This window comes from Methylobacterium terrae (assembly GCF_003173755.1).
Classification (GTDB): Bacteria; Pseudomonadota; Alphaproteobacteria; order Rhizobiales; family Beijerinckiaceae; genus Methylobacterium; species Methylobacterium terrae.
On the sequence record NZ_CP029553.1, the window covers coordinates 2015364 to 2034770 of the forward strand.

Below are 19407 nucleotides of genomic sequence, written 5' to 3' on the forward strand. Positions count from 1 at the left end.
AGACTCGCGTCTTTTCATTTCCCCGGACAGCCCTGCACAGAGGGCGGGTCTCGCACGAGCGTTCAGCCCTGGTCGCGGAGGGGATGCGGCCGCGGAGCGTGAGCACGCGCCTCGGGAACTTCACCGTTCCCACCGCGTCGACTCCCCGACACAGCTTCACCGCCCCAAAAGGGACCCGATCCATGGCCAACCGCCTCCTCACCCCGATCCTGGCCCTCGCCCTCCTCGGCCCCCTCCCCGCCCTCGCCCAAACCCCGCCGAGCGAGACCGGCACCGGCGGCGGCCCGGCCTCGACGATCCGGGCGCCGAACACCAGCGCCGTCGGCCAGACCGTGCCGAAGCCCGGCAGCCTGGGTCCCGACGAGACCGGCACCGTCACCCCCCGCAACCGCCAGGAGGAGAAGCGCGAGGACCAGATCATGAAGGGCATCTGCATCGGCTGCTCGAAGTAGCGGCTCGAAGCGGGCCTGCCCTGCATTCAGGGACTTGCGGCGGGCGGGGTGGTGGCGGCATGACCCGAGGGGAAACGACCCTCGAAGAGTTCCAATGCCCGCCTACCGTTCCCGCACCACCACCCACGGCCGCAACATGGCCGGCGCCCGCGGCCTGTGGCGCGCCACCGGCATGAAGGACGCCGATTTCGGCAAGCCGATCATCGCGGTGGTGAACTCGTTCACGCAGTTCGTGCCCGGCCACGTCCACCTGAAGGACCTCGGCCAGCTCGTGGCGCGCGAGATCGAGGCGGCGGGCGGCGTCGCCAAGGAGTTCAACACCATCGCGGTCGACGACGGCATCGCGATGGGGCACGACGGCATGCTCTACTCGCTGCCGTCCCGCGACCTGATCGCCGATTCGGTCGAGTACATGGTCAACGCGCATTGCGCCGACGCCATGGTGTGCATCTCGAACTGCGACAAGATCACCCCCGGCATGCTGATGGCGGCGCTCCGCCTCAACATCCCGGTGGTGTTCGTCTCCGGCGGGCCGATGGAGGCCGGCAAGGTCCACCTCTCGACCGGGATCAGGAAGGTCGACCTCGTCGACGCGATGATCGCCGCCGCCGACGACCGCGTTACCGACGAGGACGTGCAGGTGATCGAGCGCTCGGCCTGCCCGACCTGCGGCTCGTGCTCGGGCATGTTCACGGCCAATTCCATGAACTGCCTCACCGAGGCGCTCGGGCTCTCGCTGCCCGGCAACGGCTCGGTGCTGGCGACCCACGCCGACCGCAAGCGCCTGTTCGTCGAGGCCGGCCACCTCATCGTCGACCTCGCCCGGCGCCACTACGAGCAGGACGATGCCTCGGTCCTGCCGCGGGCGATCGCCTCGATGACGGCGTTCGAGAACGCCATGACCCTCGACATCGCCATGGGCGGCTCGACCAACACGGTGCTGCACCTGCTCGCCGCCGCCTACGAGGGCGAGGTGCCCTTCACCATGGCCGACATCGACCGGCTGTCGCGCCGGGTGCCGGTCCTGTGCAAGGTCGCGCCGGCGGTGGCCAACGTCCACATGGAGGACGTGCACCGCGCCGGCGGCATCATGGCGATCCTCGGCGAGCTCGACCGGGCGGGGCTCATCGACGCGCAAGTCGGCAACGTCGCCGCCGGCACCCTCAAGGAGGCGCTGGCGCGCTGGGACGTGCGCCAGACCGGCAGCGAGAGCGTGCGCGAGTTCTACCGCGCGGCCCCCGGCGGCGTGCCGACCCAGGTCGCGTTCTCTCAGGCCTCGCGCTTCGACGAGCTCGACCTCGACCGCGAGGGCGGGGTGGTGCGCGACGCCGCCCACGCCTACTCGCAGGATGGCGGCCTGGCAGTCCTGTACGGCAACCTCGCCGAGGACGGCTGCATCGTGAAGACCGCCGGCGTCGATGCCAGCATCCTGACCTTCTCGGGTCCCGCCCACGTCTTCGAGAGCCAGGACGCGGCGGTGGACGGCATCTTGGGGGGCAAGGTCCAGGCCGGCGAGGTGGTGCTGATCCGCTACGAGGGCCCCCGCGGCGGCCCCGGCATGCAGGAGATGCTGTATCCGACGAGCTACCTGAAGTCGAAGGGCCTCGGAAAGGCTTGCGCGCTCGTCACCGACGGGCGCTTCTCGGGCGGCTCCTCGGGCCTGTCGATCGGCCACGTCTCGCCGGAAGCGGCGGAAGGCGGGTTGATCGGCCTCGTCGAGCCCGGCGACCGGATCGAGATCGACATCCCGAACCGGCGCATCCACCTCGCGGTCGATGCGGCCGAGATCGAGCGCCGCCGCGCCGCGCAAGTCGCGAAGGGCTGGCAGCCCGCCGAGCCCCGGAAGCGCAAGGTGAGCGCGGCGCTTCGCGCCTTTGCCAGCATGACCACCAGCGCCGCCCACGGGGCCGTGCGGAAGATCTGAGCCGCAAGGATCTAACCTAATGGGGATCGTGCGGCTGACGCCTCCGGAAGCCCGCCGGGTCGCCCTGGCGGCGCAGGGGTTTCACGCCGCACGCCCCGCGGCGGTCGGTCCCCGGCACCTCGCCGCCACGATCGACCGGCTCGGCCTGCACCAGATCGACAGCGTCAACGTCCTGGTGCGGGCGCATTACCTCCCGGCCTTCTCGCGGCTCGGCGCCTACGACACGGCCCTCCTCGACCGCCGCGCCTGGGGGCCGAAGCGCGATCGGCGGCTGTTCGAGTACTGGGCGCACGAATGCTCGCTCCTGCCGCTTAGCCTGCACCCGCTGCTGCGCTGGCGTATGGCACGGGCCGACCGGGGGCAGGCCGGCTATACCGGCATGCGGGTCTTCGCGGGCGAGCGCCGGGCGGAGGCGATGGCGCTGCTCGCGCGCCTGCGCGACGAGGGTCCGATGGCGGCCTCCGACCTCCAGACCGGCCGGGCCGGCTGGTGGGCCTGGAGCGAGCCCAAGCGCATGCTCGAATGGCTGTTCTACGCCGGCCACGTCACCACGGCGACGCGGCGGCGCAGCTTCGAGCGGGTCTACGACCTCCCCGAGCGGGTGATCCCGCCGGACATTTTCTCCCTGCCCGACGTGCCGGAGGCGGAGGCGCAGGCCCAGCTGGTCGCCCTCTCCGCCCGGGCCCTCGGGATCGCCACGGCCGCGGAACTGCGCGACTATTTCCGCCTCGGGCCCGCCGACGCCGCGGCGGCCATCGCCCGGCTGGTGGAGGAAGGCACCCTGCTCCCGACGGAGGTCCCCGGCTGGCCCCCCGCCTACCTCCACCGCGACGCCAAGATCCCCCGCCGCGTCTCGGCCCAAGCCCTGCTCGCCCCCTTCGACCCCCTGGTCTGGGAGCGCGCCCGCACCGAGCGCCTGTTCGGCTTCCGCTACCGCATCGAGATCTACACCCCGGCGGCGCAGCGGCAGTACGGGTATTACGTGCTGCCGTTTTTGTATGGGGAGGAGTTGGTGGGGCGGGTGGATTTGAAGGCGGATCGGGCGGGGGGGCGGCTCCTGTTGCATGCGGTGCATTGGGAGCCGGGGGTGATGGAGGGGGCGCGGGAGGCGTTGGGAGTGGAGTTGGGGGCTTTGGCGGCCTGGTTGGGGTTGGGAGAGGCGACAAACTAAACTTCAATTTATATGTTGTTCGGCTGATGCATTGAGCGGGCACGGCTCATTTGCAAAAAGTTATTATACTTGTTAAGTAAAAGTCTACAATAATAAATAAAATGATATTTATTGAATATCATTTTCTAAGAAATCAAATATTACTATGTTCATAGACAACATACTCCCATCTTCAAGACACTGCAGCTCAATAAATCCTGCACGCTCGAAAATATACCATATATTACGCTCCGCACGAGATAGCCATAGCTGGAGCGCTAATAGACGCCGCATCATAAAACGGCAATCCTCTTCGCCCAAGTCGCCAGGCCACGCACCTTCATGAAAAAGCCTATGAATAAAATAATCACGCTTTCCTTTTATCCATTTCAAATATTTAACATCTTTTTCTGAAATATCATGGAGTTCCAGTATTTTTATAAGGCTGCCCAGAGTAGATCCTTACAAAATTTCTCTTTTTTCTAGATAATTATACCACTTCGTAGCATTTTCGCCAATTTTATCCCTCAATTTAATGCGGTCACATACATTCATCGCCGTAATCAGTATGTCTTCAAATTTTCCGACAGCTAGATATGCGCCAGACATTTCTTGACAATACCGGAAACGCGCAAATTCGAGATCCGACATTTTCGCTATAATTTCGATCTGCTTTGCTTTTGTTAAATTCGGAGAGAACATGTAGAACCCCTTATATTTCTTGAAATAGGTCACATACAGCTGAGATCAAGGCGAACGATTGCAAAATTACGCCCTGTGTTTATAGCAGAGAGGAAATGGCGGCTCAATGAATTAAATGTGCGACATGTGGGGGCAAGTCTTTTCATCCACGTTACAATTTCACAGCTCTCCAAAGCACGAAAATTTGCACAATTATATCTAGTATAATATTAATCAATAATTATCATGAAAGTCCAAGATTGACTGCACGCAATCAGAAACCTAAGTTTTGCAAACGTATGACTTGACTCGCCCGTTCCCCGTCCTCCTCCGTGATCTCCCGAAGAGTACGTTGGGAAATCGCAATGAATATATTTTTTAGATCAGAAAATGCTTCGTCAGTGTACTCATCCCTTTTTGCCCGAAGACGGTTCATAATCGCCATAATTGCCTTGATATAAAGAAGCGGATTACAAAGATCATCGATATCTTCCCATCCAGTAGAAAATCCTTGCCGATGGCACATCCTGTCCATTCGACGATCGCATTCGCCTTTACAGACCGCATATACATGAATATTTTGATCAAATTTACGGCCGTCTGACGCTTCAGTGCGCTTTGATGCAGTCACGATGACGCCAGAAAACGGACCTAACATACTCTTTGATAACAGGTCTTCATCACAAACTTTGCATCGTAACTCAACATGCTTATCGAGAAGCTTCTGAATCGGTTTGCTTCGACGATAGCTGTCAGGAAAGTATCTCAGCGCCAACTTGGATGAACCAGTGGTTACAAACCTCTGCTCGATTTTTCTTCCATCAATTAACTCGTAAGCCGAGATATCGCCATTTGCGTGAAGCGATTTGAACCGTTCGATTAAACCACTGGACGGCACAGTTGAATAAAAACCAATAAATCCATCTGCCCTATGCTGCCTTATACGGTCTGTTATATTCTGTTCGTCGCCTGGACCAACAGATTTGTTGCTTTTTGCATAATGCTTACAACTGACTAGCCAGACAAACTTTTTTGTATTTATCTTTCCGTTTAGCTGTTCGCTGATGACGATATCGCGCCCCGCGTCAACACCTCGCCCTGGACCTACATCGATTGTAAATCCACTCTCAGCGAAATAATCTCTTGCAAACAGCTCCCACGTATCACCATCCAATATCTCCGTCCAATCTATCATCAGGCCTGCTCCAAAAAACTGAAATCATTCATATAATATATGAATTAGATTTATTACACCCGTACATAATTTTTGAGCCGCAATCGAACTTTGCAACCAACCGGCGTGCGCCAATATAACATCGCCATATCAACTCACCTCCACCTGCACCACCCCCGGCACCGCCCGCAACGCCCCCGCGATCTGCGGCGTCGCCTGATACTTCCCCCCGAGCTTCACCTCCACCTCCCGCTCACCCCCATCGAGGATCAGGATCAGCGACACCTCCCCCTCCCCCCGCACCTGCAACCGCTGCTGTACGCTCACGATCGGGCGCTCGTCGCGCAGGTAGATCCGCATGCCCTTCTGGTGGCGGGCGGCGGCCTGGTCGAGGGGTTCGCAGGTCTGGATGCGGGCGCGCACGTCCTCGCCCTCGGTGCTGGCCTGGAGCTGGAGCACCAGGGCGGCGCCGGGTTCCAGCATGTCGCGGTAATGCGAGAGGCCTTCGGAGAAGATGATCGCCTCGAAATGGCCGGTCTGGTCGGAGAGCGTGACGATGCCGAGCTTGTTGCCGGTCTTGGTGCGGCGCTCGGCGCGGTCGAGCACGCTCGCCGCGACGCGGCCGACCGTCGAGGTGCCGGCGCGGACCGAGCGGCAGAACTCGGCCCAGGTCTGGACCCGGAGCTTTTGCAAAAGGTCGCCGTACTCGTCGAGCGGGTGGCCGGAGAGGAAGAAGCCGACCGCGTCGTATTCGCGCTTGAGCCGGTCGGCCATCGGCCAGTTCTCGTAGGCCGGGATGCGCAAAGCCACCTCGGCGGCGGCCACGCCGCCGAACATGTCCATCATGCCGACGGTCTCGGCCTCGGCGGCGCCTTGGGCGAGCCGCATCATCGGCTCGACGGCGGCGAAGGCCTTGGCCCGGTCGGGCTCGATCGCGTCGAGGGCGCCGGCGGCGACGAGGTTTTCGAGGGTGCGCTTGTTGACCTGCTTCGGGTTGAGGCGCCGGGCGAAGTCGCCGAGATCGCGGAAGGGCGTGTCGCCGCGGGCCTGGACGATCGCCTCGACGGCGGCGCGGCCGACGCCCTTGATGGCGGCGAGCGCGTAGCGGATCGCGCCGTCATGCACCTCGAAGGTGACGCCGGAGCGGTTCACGTTCGGCGGCTCGACCTTGATGTTCATCCGCTGCGCGTCCTGGCGCAGTTCGGCGAGCTTGTCGGTGTTGTCGATGTCGAGCGACATCGAGGCGGCCATGAACTCGACCGGGTAATTCGCCTTGAGATAGGCGGTCTGGTAGGTGATCAGCGCGTAGGCGGCCGCGTGCGACTTGTTGAAGCCGTAATCGGCGAACTTGGCGAGCAGGTCGAAGATCTCGTTGGCCTTGGCCTTGTCGAGGCCGCGCTCGACCGCGCCCTTCACGAAGCGGTCGCGCTGGGCGTCCATCTCCGCCTTGATCTTCTTGCCCATGGCGCGGCGCAGGAGGTCGGCGTCGCCGAGCGAGTAGCCGGCGAGCACCTTGGCCACCTCCATCACCTGTTCCTGGTAGACGATGATGCCGAAAGTCTCGGCGAGGATCGGCTCCAGCTTCTCGTGCGGGTACCAGTTCTTCTCGTTGCCGGCGTCGCGGCCGAGCTTGCGCTCGCAATAGACCGGGATGTTGGCCATCGGGCCCGGGCGGTAGAGCGCCACCAGCGCGATGATGTCCTCGAACCGGTCGGCGCACATCTCGACCAGCGCCTTGCGCATGCCGGCCGATTCCACCTGGAACACGCCGACCGTCTCGCCCTTCCTCAGGCGCTCGTAGGTGAGCGTGTCGTCGATCGGCAGCGAGGGCAAGTCGACCTCGATCCCGCGCAGCTTCAGGAGGTCGGTCGCGGCGCGGAGCACCGTCAGGGTCTTGAGGCCGAGGAAGTCGAACTTGACGAGGCCCGCCTGCTCGACCCACTTCATGTTGAACTGGGTCACCCGCATCCCGGTCTTCGGATCGCGGTAGAGCGGCACCAGCTCCTCGAGCGGCCGGTCGCCGATCACCACGCCGGCGGCGTGGGTCGAGGCGTGGCGGTGCAGGCCCTCGAGCTTCCTGGCGATGCTCATCAGCCGCGCGACGACCGGCTCCTCCTCGATCGCGCTCTGGAGCTTCGGCTCGCCCTCGATGGCTTGCGCCAGCGTCACGGGATTCGCCGGATTCTGCGGCACCAGCTTCGTCAGCTTGTCGACCTGGCCGTAGGGCATCTCCAGGACGCGGCCGACGTCGCGCAGCACGCCGCGGGCGAGCAGCGTACCGAAGGTGATGATCTGGCCGACCTGGCCCTCGCCGTAGCGCTCCTGCACGTAGCGGATCACCCGCTCGCGGCCCTCGACGCAGAAGTCGATGTCGAAATCCGGCATCGAGACGCGCTCGGGGTTGAGGAAGCGCTCGAACAGCAGGCCGAAGCGGATCGGGTCGAGGTCGGTGATGAGGAGAGACCACGCGACGAGCGAGCCGGCGCCCGAGCCGCGGCCCGGGCCGACCGGGATGTCGTGCTCCTTGGCCCACTTGATGAAGTCCGAGACGATCAGGAAGTAGCCCGGGAACTTCATGTTGGTGATGACGCGGATCTCGTATTCGAGCCGGTCGCGGTAATCCTTCTCCGTCAGCCCCTCGGCCGGGCCGTGCTGGCGCAGGCGCTCGGTCAGGCCTTCCTCGGCCTGCCGGCGCAGCTCGGCCGCCTCGTCGGGGGCGATCTCCTTCGCCACCGCCGTGGTTGCGGCGGCGACCTGGGCCTGGAGGGCGGCGCCCTCCTTCGTGCCCTGCGCCGGCGTCGTCGGGCTCGGCGCGCCGAAGCTCGGCAGGATGGGCTTGCGGGTGCGCGCCCGGTAGGCGCAACGCATCGCGATCTCGACGGTGGCGGACAACGCGTCGGGCAGGTCGCGAAAGAGGCCGGCCATCTCGGCCCGGGTCTTGAAGGCGTGGCGCGGGGTCAGGCGCCGGCGCTTGTCGTCGGAGACGAGGCGCCCTTCGGCGACCGCGAGCAGCGCGTCGTGGGCCTCGTAATCCTCGGGCTTGGCGAAGTAGGGCTCGTTCGTCGCGACGAGCGACAGGCCGTGCCGGTCGGCGAGCCGGATCAGCTCGCCCTCGACGGCGCGCTCGTCGGAGAGGCCGTGGCGCTGCAGCTCGACGTAGAGGTGGTCCTCGCCGAAGGCGCGTTTCAGCGCGTCGAGCCGGGCGAGCGCCAGTTCGGGGCGGTTCGCCCGCAAGGCGGCATCGACCGGGCCGCCCATGCCGCCGGTGAGCGCGATGAGGCCGCCGGCGCATTCGGCGAGCGCCTGGGCGGAGACCCGCGGCACCTCGCCGAGCTGGTTGTCGAAATAGGCGCGGCTCGCGAGCCGCAGCAGGTGGCCGTAGCCGGCCTCGTCTTTCGCCAGCACCACGATGTGCGGGTGGGTGGCGTTGAGCTTGGCGTTCGCCTCCGGCGCCTCGAAGGCGACGCTGAGCTGCATCCCGGCGATCGGCTGGATGCCGGACCCGGCCGCCTTCTCGGAGAATTCGAGCGCGCCGAACAGGTTGTTGGTGTCGGTGAGCGCCAGCGCGGGCTGCCGGTCGGCGCCCGCGGCCTTCACGAGGTCGCCGATCTTCAGGGCGCCCTCGAGCAGGGAGTACGAGGAGTGGACGTGCAGGTGGACGTAGCCGACGGGCTTCAGGATCTGCAAGGCGACTCACTCCTACTGAGCGCGCCAGGATTCCCGGTGGCGGCCGAGGAGTCACGGTCCGGCGCGCCTCACCGGGCCGAAAATCGCTGGGGATTCACCGCGGAATCGGCGGAACCCACCCGGACGTGGCCGCACGGCAACGCCCGGCCGTCAGTGCATCGGCGAGAGCGCCACCGCCCACAGGACGACGGCGCCGGTGAGCAGGCCCATCGACGCGACCTCCGTGACAGCCAGCAGGATCTTGCGTATGTTCATGGTCTGTCCTCTTGGACCACCCCTTGCGACGGCCCGATGTTTGTTCTTGTTTTGTTCCGTGTCAAAGGGGTGGCGGGCCGGATCCGGGCAAGGTGGTGAACGGTTGGTTGACGGGGTGGGCACCGGCCGGGCTCGATGGATCCGGGGGGTATGATGCGGGCGCGTTGCGGCTCGGTCGCCCACGGCCTATTGAGGCACAACCTTGACGGTGATCCGCCGGTCCGCCGGCAGTCGTCGTTTTTCGTTCTTCAAGCACGAGGTGGCGCATGGCGCGCGACGTGTCCGACGCGACCCCGCTCAGCGCGCGGTCCGAGCTGATCGAGTGGTTCGCAGCCGGCGAGAAGCCGCACGACGCCTTCGCCATCGGGACCGAGCACGAGAAGGTTCCTTTCTACCGCGCCGATCACGCGCCGGTGCCCTACGAGGGCGAGCGCGGGATCAAGGCCCTGCTCGACGGCCTGCAGGCGATCACCGGCTGGGAGACGATCGAGGATGCGGGCCGGGTGATCGGCCTGTCGGCGGTCGAGGGCGGGGGCGCGATCTCGCTCGAGCCCGGCGGCCAGTTCGAGCTCTCGGGCGCGCCGCTGCCGGACGTGCACGCCACCGCCCACGAGCTGACCCAGCACCTCGACGCGGTGGCCCGAGCCGCCGACCCCCTCGGCATCGGCTTCCTCACCCTCGGCATGAGCCCGAAATGGACGCGGGAGGAAACTCCCGTGATGCCGAAGAGCCGCTACCGCATCATGAAGGGCTACATGCCCAAGGTCGGCTCGCTCGGCCTCGACATGATGCTGCGCACCGCCACCGTGCAGGTGAACCTCGACTTCTCGTCCGAGGCCGACATGGTGACGAAGATGCGGGTCGGCCTCGCCCTGCAGCCGGTCGCGACCGCGCTCTTCGCCCACTCGCCCTTCACCGACGGCCGGCCGAACGGCTTCCTGTCGCGCCGCTCCGAGATCTGGCGCGACACCGATCCGAACCGCACCGGCATGCTGCCCTTCGCGTTCGACGAGGGGTTCGGGTACGAGGCCTACGCCGACTGGCTCCTCGACGTGCCGATGTACTTCGTGAAGCGCGGCGAGACCTACCACGACGTCAGCGGCGCCTCGTTCCGCGACCTGATGGAGGGGCGGCTCTCCGCCCTGCCGGGCGAGCGCGCCACCGTCTCCGACTGGGCCAACCACGCCTCGACCGCCTTCCCCGAAGTGCGGCTGAAGCGCTTCCTCGAGATGCGGGGCGCCGATGTGGGGGACGCCAACATGATCGCCGCGCAGGCGGCGTTCTGGGCCGGGCTGTACTACGATTCCGCCGCCCTCGACGGCGCCTGGCAGCTCGTGCGCGAGCTCTCGGCCGAGGAGCGCGAGACGATGCGGGCCGAGGCGCCGCGCCTCGGGCTCGACGCGCCGGCGGGCAACCGGCGCCTGCGGGACCTCGCCCGCGACGCGCTCGCGCTGGCCGAGGCCGGCCTGAAGGCACGGGCGCGCCGCGACGCGCAGGGGCGCGACGAGACGCTCTACCTCGCGCCGCTCCAGGCCATCGCCGCCTCGCGCAGCCGGGCCGAGGACCTGCTCGCGCTCTATCACGGTCCGTGGAACGGCTCGGTCGACCCGGCCTTCGGCGCCTGCGCGTTCTGACGCGGCCCGAAAGGCGAGCGTGAGCCGCGATCCGGCTCACGCTCAAGCTTATCTGCCCGATCGCCGCAATCCATCCGGGCGCGACCGGAGTACCCGCGCCGGGTGAGCGTAGCCGATACGGATTGACGGTCCGTCAATCTGCTCTGAATCCTGGAACAGATCCCGGCCTTTGGTCGTTCTTGAGGCCTACGGGGCACGTTCCCAGACTGATCGGAGCAATCCAGTATGTCTCGCATCACCACCCTCGCCGTCATCGCCGGCGCCGGCGCCGCCCTGACCGCCGGCACCGTCGGCGCCCAGGCCGCCCCGCTCCCGGCGGCGACCTCGGCCGCGATCGCCGGCTCGGGCGCGACCGTCGACCAGGTGCGCTGGCGCGGCGGCGGCTACTACGGCGGCGGCTACCGCGGCTATCGCGGCTACGGCTATCGCCGCGGCATCGGCGCCGGCGGCGCGCTGGCGGCCGGCGCGGCGCTCGGCATCATCGGCGGCGCGATCGCGGCCGGCTCGGCCTCGTCCTACGGCTACGGCTACCCGGCCTACGGCGGCTATTACGGCGGCGGCTACGCCCCGGTCGGCGGCTACGGCTACGGCTACGGCTATCCGTCCTACGGCTACAGCTACCCGGCCTACGGCGGCTACTACGGCTACGGCTACTGAGATCGGCCGTACCGGCTGAGCTGACGGAGGCCCGGCGCGGGATGTCCCGCGCCGGGCTTTCCTTTGACCGGGCTTCCTCGTCCGCCGCGGATGTGCTCAACCGGCGGGCGACCCGCTTGAGACCGCCATGCGACACCGAGACCTCGACCTGCGCGGGCTCAAATGCCCCCTGCCGGTGCTGCGCACCGCCAAGGCCCTGCGCGACCTGCCGCCCGGCGCGGGCCTGTCGGTGCGCTGCACCGACCCGATGGCCGCCATCGACATCCCCAACCTGCTGCGCGAGCGCGGCGACCATCTCGACCGGATGATCCGGGAGGACGGGATGCTGACCTTCGAGATCCGTCGCGGCGCCGATGCGGCCGGAACGACGGCAGAGGAGAGCGCCGCGTGAGCCGAGACGAGACCCCGCCGCGCATCGAGGGCACCCGCACGGTCTACGAGGGCTGGGCGCGCTACCTCGTCGCCGAGGTGCGGATGCCGGACGGCAGCCGCATCGGCCGCGAGGTCGAGGACCACGGGCCCGCCGTCGCCGTGCTGCCCTACGACCCCGAGCGCCGGGTCGCCCTGCTGGTGCGGCAGTTCCGCACGCCGCCCTGCTTCGTCGACGGCACGGCGTCGGTGCTGGAGGCGCCCGCGGGCCTGCGCGAGGAGGACGACCCGGAGGCCTGCGCCCGGCGCGAGGCCTTCGAGGAGGCGGGCCTGCGCCTGTCGCGGCTCGAGCCCGCCGGCCGGGTCTGGTCGCTGCCCGGCCTCTCGACCGAGCGGATGGACCTGTTCCTCGCCCCCTACCGGGCCGTCGACCGGACCGGCGCCGGCGGGGGCCTGGCGGAGGAGCACGAGAGCGTCGAGGTGGTGGAGCTGGCCCTCTCCGACCTCGCCGGCATGGCCGAGCGCGGCGAGGTCGCCGACATGAAGACGCTCTGCCTCGTCCAGACCCTTCGCCTGCGGCACCCGGAGCTGTTCGCCGAGGCGTCCGAAAGGCGGACTTGAGGGGGAGCGGCAATCTCCCCCATCCTGTCCCGCATCCTGAACGGGTGGTGTACAAGCCCCACCGTTCACGGGTTCGTGATCGGGGCTGGCGTCCTGTTCACCAGCTGTTAACTTTAGGCGGTTCCGATAGCCCTCCGTCGTAGGGGCCTCGACAGGAGACGCCGATGTTCAACATTGGACCCTTCCACCGCCCGACCGGCCAGCCGGCCGGGTTCACCACCCCGCTCCTCCCGCTGGAGCCCGAGCCCTTGGACTGTCTCCTGGACGCCGCGCCGGGCCGCCGGCACGAGCCGTCGGCGGCCCCGGCGGAGCCGAGCATGGCACGCCACGCCGTCTCGATGCTGGTCCTGCTCTGCCTCACCCTGGCGGTGCATTCGGCGGTCGGCTGGTGGACGCTCCCCGGCAAGGCGCCGATCCTGGCCCCCTCCGCCCGGACCGCACCGGCGATCCAGGGGCCGATGATCCATCTCTCGAGCGTCCGCTCGCCGTCCTGACCCGGCGCGCGCCGCGCCGATCGAACCTCACGGCCCCCTGCGGCATTCTTCCCGGCGATCGTGAGCCGGCAAGGCCGGACCCCGGAGCGGGCCGGCACGTTGGCGCCCCGCGAAGAGACTGCGGGATGCCGCTCCTCGCCCGGCTGTACTTTGGTCATGATCGTGTCGAAAGCCCGGCGGTTTCGCGTCCCTCCCTCTTGCGCGCTGCCGCCGAGTCGTTAACGTCACGTTCAACCACAGAAAATCAGTCGTGATTCGCGCAAGGGAGCCAGCGCATGTCTCAGATCATTCGCGTCAAGCCCACGCAGGACGGCACCTACACGGTCTATCGCGGCACGCTGATGCTCGTCAGCGGCCTCACCCGTGCGCAGGCCGAGAGCTACGAGGCCTCGCTCGCCCAGAACGAGCGCAAGCCCGACGAATCGATCCACTGAGCGTCGCGCGCCGCAGGGCGGCGCGTGCTCCCGCGGCCGGCCCGTCGGCCGCTGCCGACGACGCGCCGACGCCGTCGGTTCGAAGTCCGGTCGGCCCGATTCGCGAGGGCCGCCCCCGTTCAGTCGCCGGACGACGTCGCGGCCGGTCTCGACCGGCCCGGCCCATGGTCGTCACGGCGGAGATTCCGGGCCGGGCAGGCGGCGGAAACGCCCGCCTTCCAGACGATCAGGCCCCGCGTACATGGTCCTTGAAGATCTGAGAGCCTGTCCTGATCGAGCAGGCTGAATCGACATCCTCCATCATCCCGGGTTCCGCTGCGCAGCCCCCGGATGACGGGGAGAGTTGTCGGAACGTGTGCCAGATCGACCGACCCGTCCAGTCGAACAGGACCTGAGCCCCGGGACGCCGGACGAGGCGTCCGCCTCGTCCCGTCACCGCCCGGTCCAGAGCGGCGGGCGCTTGCCGAGGAACGCCTCCATCCCCTCGCGGAAATCGGCGCTGGTGTAGCATTGCAGGATCAGGTCGTCCCCGGCCTCCGTGGGGGCGTCGTCGCGCACGCGGCGCAGGCCCTCCTTGGTGGCCGCGAGCGTCAGCGGCGCGTGGCCGGCGACCAGCCGGGCGAGGTCGGTCGCCCGCGCGGCGAGGGCATCGGCATCCTCCACCACTTCGCTCACCAGCCCGATCGCCCGCGCCTCCTCGGCCTCGACCAGGCGGGCGGTGAAGATCATCTCCTTGACCCGGGCGGCGCCGACCAGCGCCGAGAGCCGGCGCAGGTTGGCGACCGAGAGGCAGTTGCCGAGGGTGCGGGCGATCGGGAAACCGAATCGCGCGTCGCGCGTGGCGATCCGCAGGTCGCACGCCGCGGCGATCGCCGCGCCCCCGCCGGTGCAGGCCCCGGCGACCGCCGCGATCGTCGGCTTGGCGCAAGCCTCCAGCGCACCGAGCACGCGGTCCATGAAGCGCTCGTAAGCCAGCGCGTCCTCCGCGGTGGAGAAGGCGCGGAACTGCGCGATGTCGGTGCCGGCCGCGAAGGCGCGCCCGCCCGCCCCCTGGATCACCACCGCGCGGATCGCCGGATCGGCGTCGACCGCGCGGCTGAGGTCGTGCAGGCGCTCGTACATCGCGAAGGTCAGGGCGTTGCGCGCCTGCGGCCGGTTGAGGGTGATGCGGGCGATGCCCTCGGCATCGACCGCGTAGAGCAGTTCGTCGGTATCGGTCATGGCGGAGGTCCGGATGCGGCGTGCGGCCCATCGTAACGTCCACGCTTCTCCCCGTCTCCCGGTGACCCACCGTCGCGCGAAAGGAGCGCGGAGGGCTCCCTGACGTTGATGGGCACCATCACGAACGGAGACGAGGCGTGAGCAAGCAGGCTGATTCGCGCGAGGAGACCTACGCGGCCTTCCGCGAGGCGGTGAACATGACGCCCGGCGAGCTGGAGAAGTGGCTCGACACCGAGGAGAGCCGGTCGGTCGGCTGGAGCGACGGGGCGAAGAAGGAGAGCCCGAAGGGCGGCGAATCGGTCGGCCACCACCAGGGGCGCCGGATCGTCGAGATCAAGCACACCAAGAAGGCCGACCTCACCGACGACGACTACGCCGACATGCGCAAGGTGGTGGGGTACGTCAAACGCCACCTCGCCCAGGGCGGGCCGAAGGACGACGTGAAGACCTCGCGCTGGCGCCACTCGCTCATGAACTGGGGCCACGATCCGCTCAAGGATTGAGGCAAACCCGCCACCGCGACACGGTGGCGCGGGCTGGAGCGCAAGTTTCTCCCGCGCCGCCACTCTCCCGAGAACTGTTTCCGCCGCGCCGCCCATTGGCGAAACGAACCATGCTGCCGCCGCAGTTCGGCCCGGATCTTGCTGATCCTCGCGGGTACCTCAACGTCTTCGCATCGCCGCCGCGATGTGGCTGAGTGGGGTCAAGCATAAGCGGCCGAGCCGGGAATCGGCCGGGACCAGGCAGGATGGGGGTCCGGGATGGTGGGAGCGGGTGTGCGGCGCGGCCGGGCATGGGCCGGCGCGCGGGCGGGCGTCGTTGCCGGCACGGGGATGATGCTGGCCTGCCTCGGGCTCGCCGGAGTGACCGGCGCCCTCACCCCGGCCCTCGGGAGCCTGTCGCGCAATCTCGGGACGGCCCTTGCCACCGAGACGCCCCTTGCGCCCGAGGCCGAGGGGCCGCCGACCCGCATCACGCTCGGCCCCGGCGGGCGCGACGTGCGGCTGTGGGGCGACCTCAACGACGGCGCGGCGGAGCGCCTGCGCCGCCTGCTCGACGCGAATCCGGGCGTGACGCGGCTGCACCTGACGAGCGACGGCGGCCTCGTCGACGAGGGCGCGGCGATCGGCGAGCTCGTGGCGGAGCGGGGCCTGTCGACCTACGTGCCGGATTACTGCGTGTCGGCCTGCACGCTCGCCTTCGTGCGCGGGCGCGAGCGGATCATCCTGGCCGACAGCCGGCTCGGCTTCCACGCCCCCTACGAGCCGGGCGCCTTCGGCGCGATGATCCCGGTCGACGCGAGCGAGGAGCGCGGCCGCTACCTCGCCGCCGGGCTCGAACCCGCCTTCGTCGACCAGGCCCTCGCGACCCCCTCCCGCGACATCTGGATCCCGGACGCGGACCGCCTGCGCGCCGCCGGCGCCGTCACCCGGGTGGTCGATCCCGGCGCCCTGCCGGATTCGACCCTCGACGACGACGATTCGCTGGGCGGTGCCCGGGCGGCGGCCCTGCGCGCCGTCGACCTGCTCGCCGCCTTCGCGGCGCACCGGCCGGGGGTGCTCGACGGCATCGCCGCCCGCTACCGCGAGGGTTACCGGCAGGGCCGCAGCGAGAGCGACGGCCTCGACCTGCTGCGGGCCGGGGCGGCCGACGCGATGCGGGCGGCCTTCGCGGGCGCCGACGATGCCACGGTCGCGGCCCTCGGACGCCTCGTCCTCGACGCCCTGGGACTGGGCGGCGGCGAGGCGGCGTGCCGCGCCATTGGGCAGGACGGCGACCTCCTGACGGCGTCCGAGGCGCTGCCGGACGGCCGGGGCGCCGCCCGGATGCGGGTCCTCCTCGACCGGGCGCTCGCCGGGCCGGCCGGGCCGGCCGCCGTCGCGCGCCCGCCCGCCCACGCCCTCGACTGCGCCGGCTTGCGCGGGCACCTCGCCGGCCTCCTGGCCCGGGGCGACACCCTGCACCTGCGCGAGGCCCTGCTCGGCCGCGCCGCCCGGCGCCTGGAGGCCTCGGCCCTGCCCGGGGAGCCGTGAGGGTGCGACCGATCCGCCCCTGACCCGGACGGCGGCGCGGGCCCCGCTGCCGGCCGCGGCCGCCGGCCTAGATCCCGGGTCATGCGCCCCTCTCCCGTCATGACCCGTGCCGCCGGCCTCGACGCGCTCGCCGCCTTCCTGGCCGGCCCCGGTGCCGACTACGCCGCCGCCCGCAACACCGATCGCGGCCCGGCCGCGCCGCCGACGACCTCGGCCCTCTCGCCCTACCTGCGCCGCCGCCTCCTGACCGAGGAGGAGGTCGCCCGCGAGGCGATCCGGGCGCTCGGCGAGCGCGGGGCGGAGAAGTTCGTCTCGGAGGTCGTCTGGCGCACCTACTTCAAGGGCCACCTCGAGACCCATCCGGAGGCCTGGACGCGTTGCCTCGCCGGGCACGAGGCGGCGCAGGCGCGCCTCGCCGCCGAGCCGCCTCTGCGCCGGATCCACGCCCGGGCGGTGGCCGGGGAGACCGGGATCGACGGCTTCGACGCCTGGGCCGCGCAGCTCGTCGCGGAGGGCTGGCTGCACAACCACGCCCGGATGTGGTTTTCCTCGATCTGGATCTTCACCCTGCGGCTGCCCTGGGAGCTCGGCGCGGCGTTCTTCCTGCGCCACCTCCTCGACGGCGATCCGGCGAGCAACACCCTGTCCTGGCGCTGGGTCGCCGGTCTGCACACCCGGGGCAAGGCCTACCTCGCGCGGCGCGACAACGTCCGCGAGTTCACGCAAGGCCGCCACGATCCCGCCGGCCTCGACGAGGGAGCCGCCGCCCTTGAGGAGGCGATCCCGCCGCGGGAGGTGCCGCTGGCACCGGCCGATACCGCGCCCGACGGGCCGATCGCGCTGCTCCTGCACCTCGACGACCTGAACCCCGAGAGCCTGCCCCTCGGGTGCGCCCGGGTGATGCGGGTCGCCGGCCTCGTCGCCTCGGCCGACGGCGCGAGCGAGCGGGTCCGTGCGGCGGACGAGGCGGCGATGGCCGACGCGCTCGCCCGGGCGCAAGCGCGGTTCGGCTGCCCGGCCGGGCCGGCGCGGGAGGGCTGGGCGGGCGACCTGCCGGTGGTCACGCCCTGGGCGCCCGTCGGTCCCTCCGCCGACGCGCTGCCGGCGGGCTGCCGGCGGATCCGGCGCCCCTGGGACGAGCGGGCCTGGCCGCTGTCGAATCGCGGCTACGCGCGCCTGCGCGGCGCCATCCCCAAGCTGACGGCGCCGTGACGCCGGGGGCGCCCTCCCCCGGGAGACGACGTCACTCGGCCATCAGCCGCGCGAGCACCTGCGCGTAGCGCGCGCCCACCGCCTCGCGGGCGACGTGGCGCCCGCCCGCGACGACCCGGCGGCCCGCCACCCACACCGCGTCCACCGCCCGCGACCCGGCCGCGAAGATCCAGCCGTCGAGGAGGGCGTCGCCCCGGCGCTCGATCAGCGCCGGGTCGGCCCCGTCGAGGGCGACGCAATCGGCCGGCGCCCCGGCCGCGAGCCCGCCCCCATCGGCGGCGAGCGCCCGGCTGCCGCCGGCGAGCGCGGCGTCGAACAGGGACCGCCCGGTCGAGGCGCCCGGGGAGGCCAGCACGTTGCGCTCGCGGCGCGCGAGGCGCTGGGCGTATTCGAGCTGGCGCAGCTCGTCGGCGGCGCCGATCAGCACGTTCGAATCGGTGCCGACCCCGTAGCGCCCGCCCGCCGCGACGAAGTCGGGGGCGGGGAAGACGCCGTCGCCGAGGCTCGCCTCGGTCACCGGGCACAGGCCCGCGACCGCACCGCTCTTGGCGAAGCGCGCCGTCTCGTCGGTCGTCATGTGGGTGGCGTGGATCAGGCACCAGCGCGCGTCGAGGCCGGCCTCGTCGAGGAGCCACTGCACCGGCCGCGCCCCGGACCAGGCCAGGCACTCCTCCACCTCGCGCACCTGCTCGGCGGCGTGGATGTGGACCGGCCCGCCCGCCGCGAGGGCGACCGCGGCGGAGAGATCGTCCGGCGTCACGGCCCGCAGGCTGTGGGGTGCGACGCCGAGGGCGGCGCCCGGCAGGTCCCGGATCGCGGCGCGGGAGCCCTCGACCATGCGGGCGAACAGGTCGAGGTCGCCGACGAAGCGGCGCTGGCCTTCCGTCGGCGCGGCGCCGCCGAAATTCGACCAGCGGTAGAGCACCGGCAGCAGGGTGAGGCGCAGGCCCGTGCGCGAGGCCGCCGCGGCGATCCGCTCCGCCATCTCGGCGACGTTGGCGTAGGCGCGCCCGTCCGGGGCGTGGTGCAGGTAGTGGAACTCGCCGACCCGGGTGAAGCCCGCTTCCAGCATCTCCACGTAGGCCTGCGCCGCCACGGCCTCGGCCTCGTCCGGGCTCATCCGCAGGGCGAAGCGATACATCGTCTCGCGCCAGGTCCAGAACGTGTCGGCGGAGGCGCCGCGCCGCTCGGCGAGCCCCGCCATGCCGCGCTGGAAGGCGTGGCTGTGCAGGTTCGGCAGGCCCGGCACCAGCACAGCCACCCGCGCGTCTCCCGGCTCCGGCGCCCGGCCGGCCTCGACGCCCGAGAACCGCCCCTCCGCCACGGTCAAGCGGACGTCGGACTGCCAGCCCGTCGGCGTCAGGGCCTGGGCGGCGTGCAGCACGGTCATCGGCGCGTCTCCTGCGTCG

16 protein-coding genes are annotated in these 19407 nt (G+C 69.3%); 12 read left to right on the forward strand and 4 right to left on the reverse strand.

Features of this window, described 5'->3' with window-relative positions:
* Positions 1-182: 182 nt before the first annotated feature.
* From DK419_RS09050 to DK419_RS09060, 3 genes are all read left to right on the forward strand, one after another.
* Positions 183-452, forward strand: a complete 270-nt coding sequence (locus DK419_RS09050) for a hypothetical protein (protein ID WP_167450833.1) — start codon at positions 183-185, stop codon at positions 450-452.
* 94 nt (positions 453-546) lie between these two features.
* Complete coding sequence (gene ilvD, locus DK419_RS09055; RefSeq protein ID WP_109958790.1) at positions 547-2376, forward strand: dihydroxy-acid dehydratase; 1830 nt, start codon at positions 547-549, stop codon at positions 2374-2376.
* Positions 2377-2395: 19 nt separating this feature from the next.
* Complete coding sequence (locus DK419_RS09060) at positions 2396-3547, forward strand: winged helix-turn-helix domain-containing protein (RefSeq protein ID WP_109958791.1); 1152 nt, start codon at positions 2396-2398, stop codon at positions 3545-3547.
* Between the two features lie 934 nt (positions 3548-4481).
* Here DK419_RS09060 and DK419_RS09065 read toward each other — a convergent pair.
* A complete protein-coding gene (locus tag DK419_RS09065) occupies positions 4482-5402 on the reverse strand; it encodes a restriction endonuclease (protein ID WP_109958792.1) in 921 nt (306 codons plus the stop codon).
* A 129-nt stretch (positions 5403-5531) separates the two neighbouring features.
* The gene (dnaE, locus tag DK419_RS09070) at positions 5532-9068 is read right to left on the reverse strand and encodes a DNA polymerase III subunit alpha (protein ID WP_109958793.1); all 3537 of its coding nucleotides are present in this window, start codon (positions 9066-9068) and stop codon (positions 5532-5534) included.
* Positions 9069-9589: 521 nt separating this feature from the next.
* On the opposite strand from dnaE, the gene DK419_RS09075 reads away from it, so the two are divergent.
* From DK419_RS09075 to DK419_RS29030, 6 genes are all read left to right on the forward strand, one after another.
* The gene (locus DK419_RS09075) at positions 9590-10957 is read left to right on the forward strand and encodes a glutamate--cysteine ligase (protein ID WP_109958794.1); all 1368 of its coding nucleotides are present in this window, start codon (positions 9590-9592) and stop codon (positions 10955-10957) included.
* A 225-nt stretch (positions 10958-11182) separates the two neighbouring features.
* A complete protein-coding gene (locus DK419_RS09080; RefSeq protein ID WP_109958795.1) occupies positions 11183-11614 on the forward strand; it encodes a hypothetical protein in 432 nt (143 codons plus the stop codon).
* A 127-nt stretch (positions 11615-11741) separates the two neighbouring features.
* Entirely contained in the window at positions 11742-12005 is a 264-nt protein-coding gene (locus DK419_RS09085) for a sulfurtransferase TusA family protein (protein ID WP_109958796.1), read from the forward strand.
* Positions 12002-12604: an NUDIX domain-containing protein gene (locus DK419_RS09090; protein ID WP_245442880.1), complete on the forward strand. Its 603-nt coding sequence runs from the start codon at positions 12002-12004 to the stop codon at positions 12602-12604. Before DK419_RS09085 ends, DK419_RS09090 begins: the two co-directional genes overlap by 4 nt.
* 317 nt (positions 12605-12921) lie before the next feature.
* Positions 12922-13098 carry a hypothetical protein gene (locus DK419_RS29390; protein ID WP_245442881.1) on the forward strand — a complete coding sequence of 59 codons (177 nt, stop codon included), beginning with the start codon at positions 12922-12924 and terminating at the stop codon, positions 13096-13098.
* Positions 13099-13373: 275 nt separating this feature from the next.
* Positions 13374-13532 (forward strand): hypothetical protein, encoded by a 159-nt coding sequence (locus DK419_RS29030; RefSeq protein WP_167450834.1) that lies wholly within the window; start codon positions 13374-13376, stop codon positions 13530-13532.
* Between the two features lie 432 nt (positions 13533-13964).
* On the opposite strand, the gene DK419_RS09100 is transcribed toward DK419_RS29030, so the two are convergent.
* Entirely contained in the window at positions 13965-14753 is a 789-nt protein-coding gene (locus tag DK419_RS09100) for an enoyl-CoA hydratase (RefSeq protein ID WP_109958797.1), read from the reverse strand.
* Between the two features lie 137 nt (positions 14754-14890).
* On the opposite strand from DK419_RS09100, the gene DK419_RS09105 reads away from it, so the two are divergent.
* The 3 genes from DK419_RS09105 (at position 14891) to DK419_RS09115 (ending at position 17998) form a co-directional block, all read left to right on the forward strand.
* Positions 14891-15256, forward strand: coding sequence for a DUF3140 domain-containing protein (locus DK419_RS09105; protein ID WP_280953931.1), 366 nt, complete (start codon positions 14891-14893; stop codon positions 15254-15256).
* Between the two features lie 258 nt (positions 15257-15514).
* Positions 15515-16786 (forward strand): COG3904 family protein, encoded by a 1272-nt coding sequence (locus tag DK419_RS09110; RefSeq protein WP_162561175.1) that lies wholly within the window; start codon positions 15515-15517, stop codon positions 16784-16786.
* Positions 16787-16867: 81 nt separating this feature from the next.
* Positions 16868-17998: an FAD-binding domain-containing protein gene (locus tag DK419_RS09115; RefSeq protein WP_245442882.1), complete on the forward strand. Its 1131-nt coding sequence runs from the start codon at positions 16868-16870 to the stop codon at positions 17996-17998.
* Between the two features lie 31 nt (positions 17999-18029).
* Here the strand turns inward: DK419_RS09115 and DK419_RS09120 are convergent, their stop codons facing one another.
* The gene (locus DK419_RS09120) at positions 18030-19388 is read right to left on the reverse strand and encodes a formimidoylglutamate deiminase (RefSeq protein WP_109958800.1); all 1359 of its coding nucleotides are present in this window, start codon (positions 19386-19388) and stop codon (positions 18030-18032) included.
* Positions 19389-19407 lie beyond the last annotated feature (19 nt).

Bases quoted from the DNA above. Each gene is read 5' to 3' on its own strand.
- DK419_RS09050 (WP_167450833.1), top strand. From the start codon at position 183: ATGGCCAACCGCCTCCTCACCCCGATCCTGGCCCTCGCCCTCCTCGGC.
- ilvD (WP_109958790.1), top strand. From the start codon at position 547: ATGCCCGCCTACCGTTCCCGCACCACCACCCACGGCCGCAACATGGCC.
- DK419_RS09060 (WP_109958791.1), top strand. From the start codon at position 2,396: ATGGGGATCGTGCGGCTGACGCCTCCGGAAGCCCGCCGGGTCGCCCTG.
- DK419_RS09065 (WP_109958792.1), bottom strand. From the start codon at position 5,402: ATGATAGATTGGACGGAGATATTGGATGGTGATACGTGGGAGCTGTTT.
- DK419_RS09075 (WP_109958794.1), top strand. From the start codon at position 9,590: ATGGCGCGCGACGTGTCCGACGCGACCCCGCTCAGCGCGCGGTCCGAG.
- DK419_RS09080 (WP_109958795.1), top strand. From the start codon at position 11,183: ATGTCTCGCATCACCACCCTCGCCGTCATCGCCGGCGCCGGCGCCGCC.
- DK419_RS09085 (WP_109958796.1), top strand. From the start codon at position 11,742: ATGCGACACCGAGACCTCGACCTGCGCGGGCTCAAATGCCCCCTGCCG.
- DK419_RS29390 (WP_245442881.1), top strand. From the start codon at position 12,922: ATGGCACGCCACGCCGTCTCGATGCTGGTCCTGCTCTGCCTCACCCTG.
- DK419_RS29030 (WP_167450834.1), top strand. From the start codon at position 13,374: ATGTCTCAGATCATTCGCGTCAAGCCCACGCAGGACGGCACCTACACG.
- DK419_RS09100 (WP_109958797.1), bottom strand. From the start codon at position 14,753: ATGACCGATACCGACGAACTGCTCTACGCGGTCGATGCCGAGGGCATC.
- DK419_RS09110 (WP_162561175.1), top strand. From the start codon at position 15,515: ATGGTGGGAGCGGGTGTGCGGCGCGGCCGGGCATGGGCCGGCGCGCGG.
- DK419_RS09115 (WP_245442882.1), top strand. From the start codon at position 16,868: ATGCGCCCCTCTCCCGTCATGACCCGTGCCGCCGGCCTCGACGCGCTC.
- DK419_RS09120 (WP_109958800.1), bottom strand. From the start codon at position 19,388: ATGACCGTGCTGCACGCCGCCCAGGCCCTGACGCCGACGGGCTGGCAG.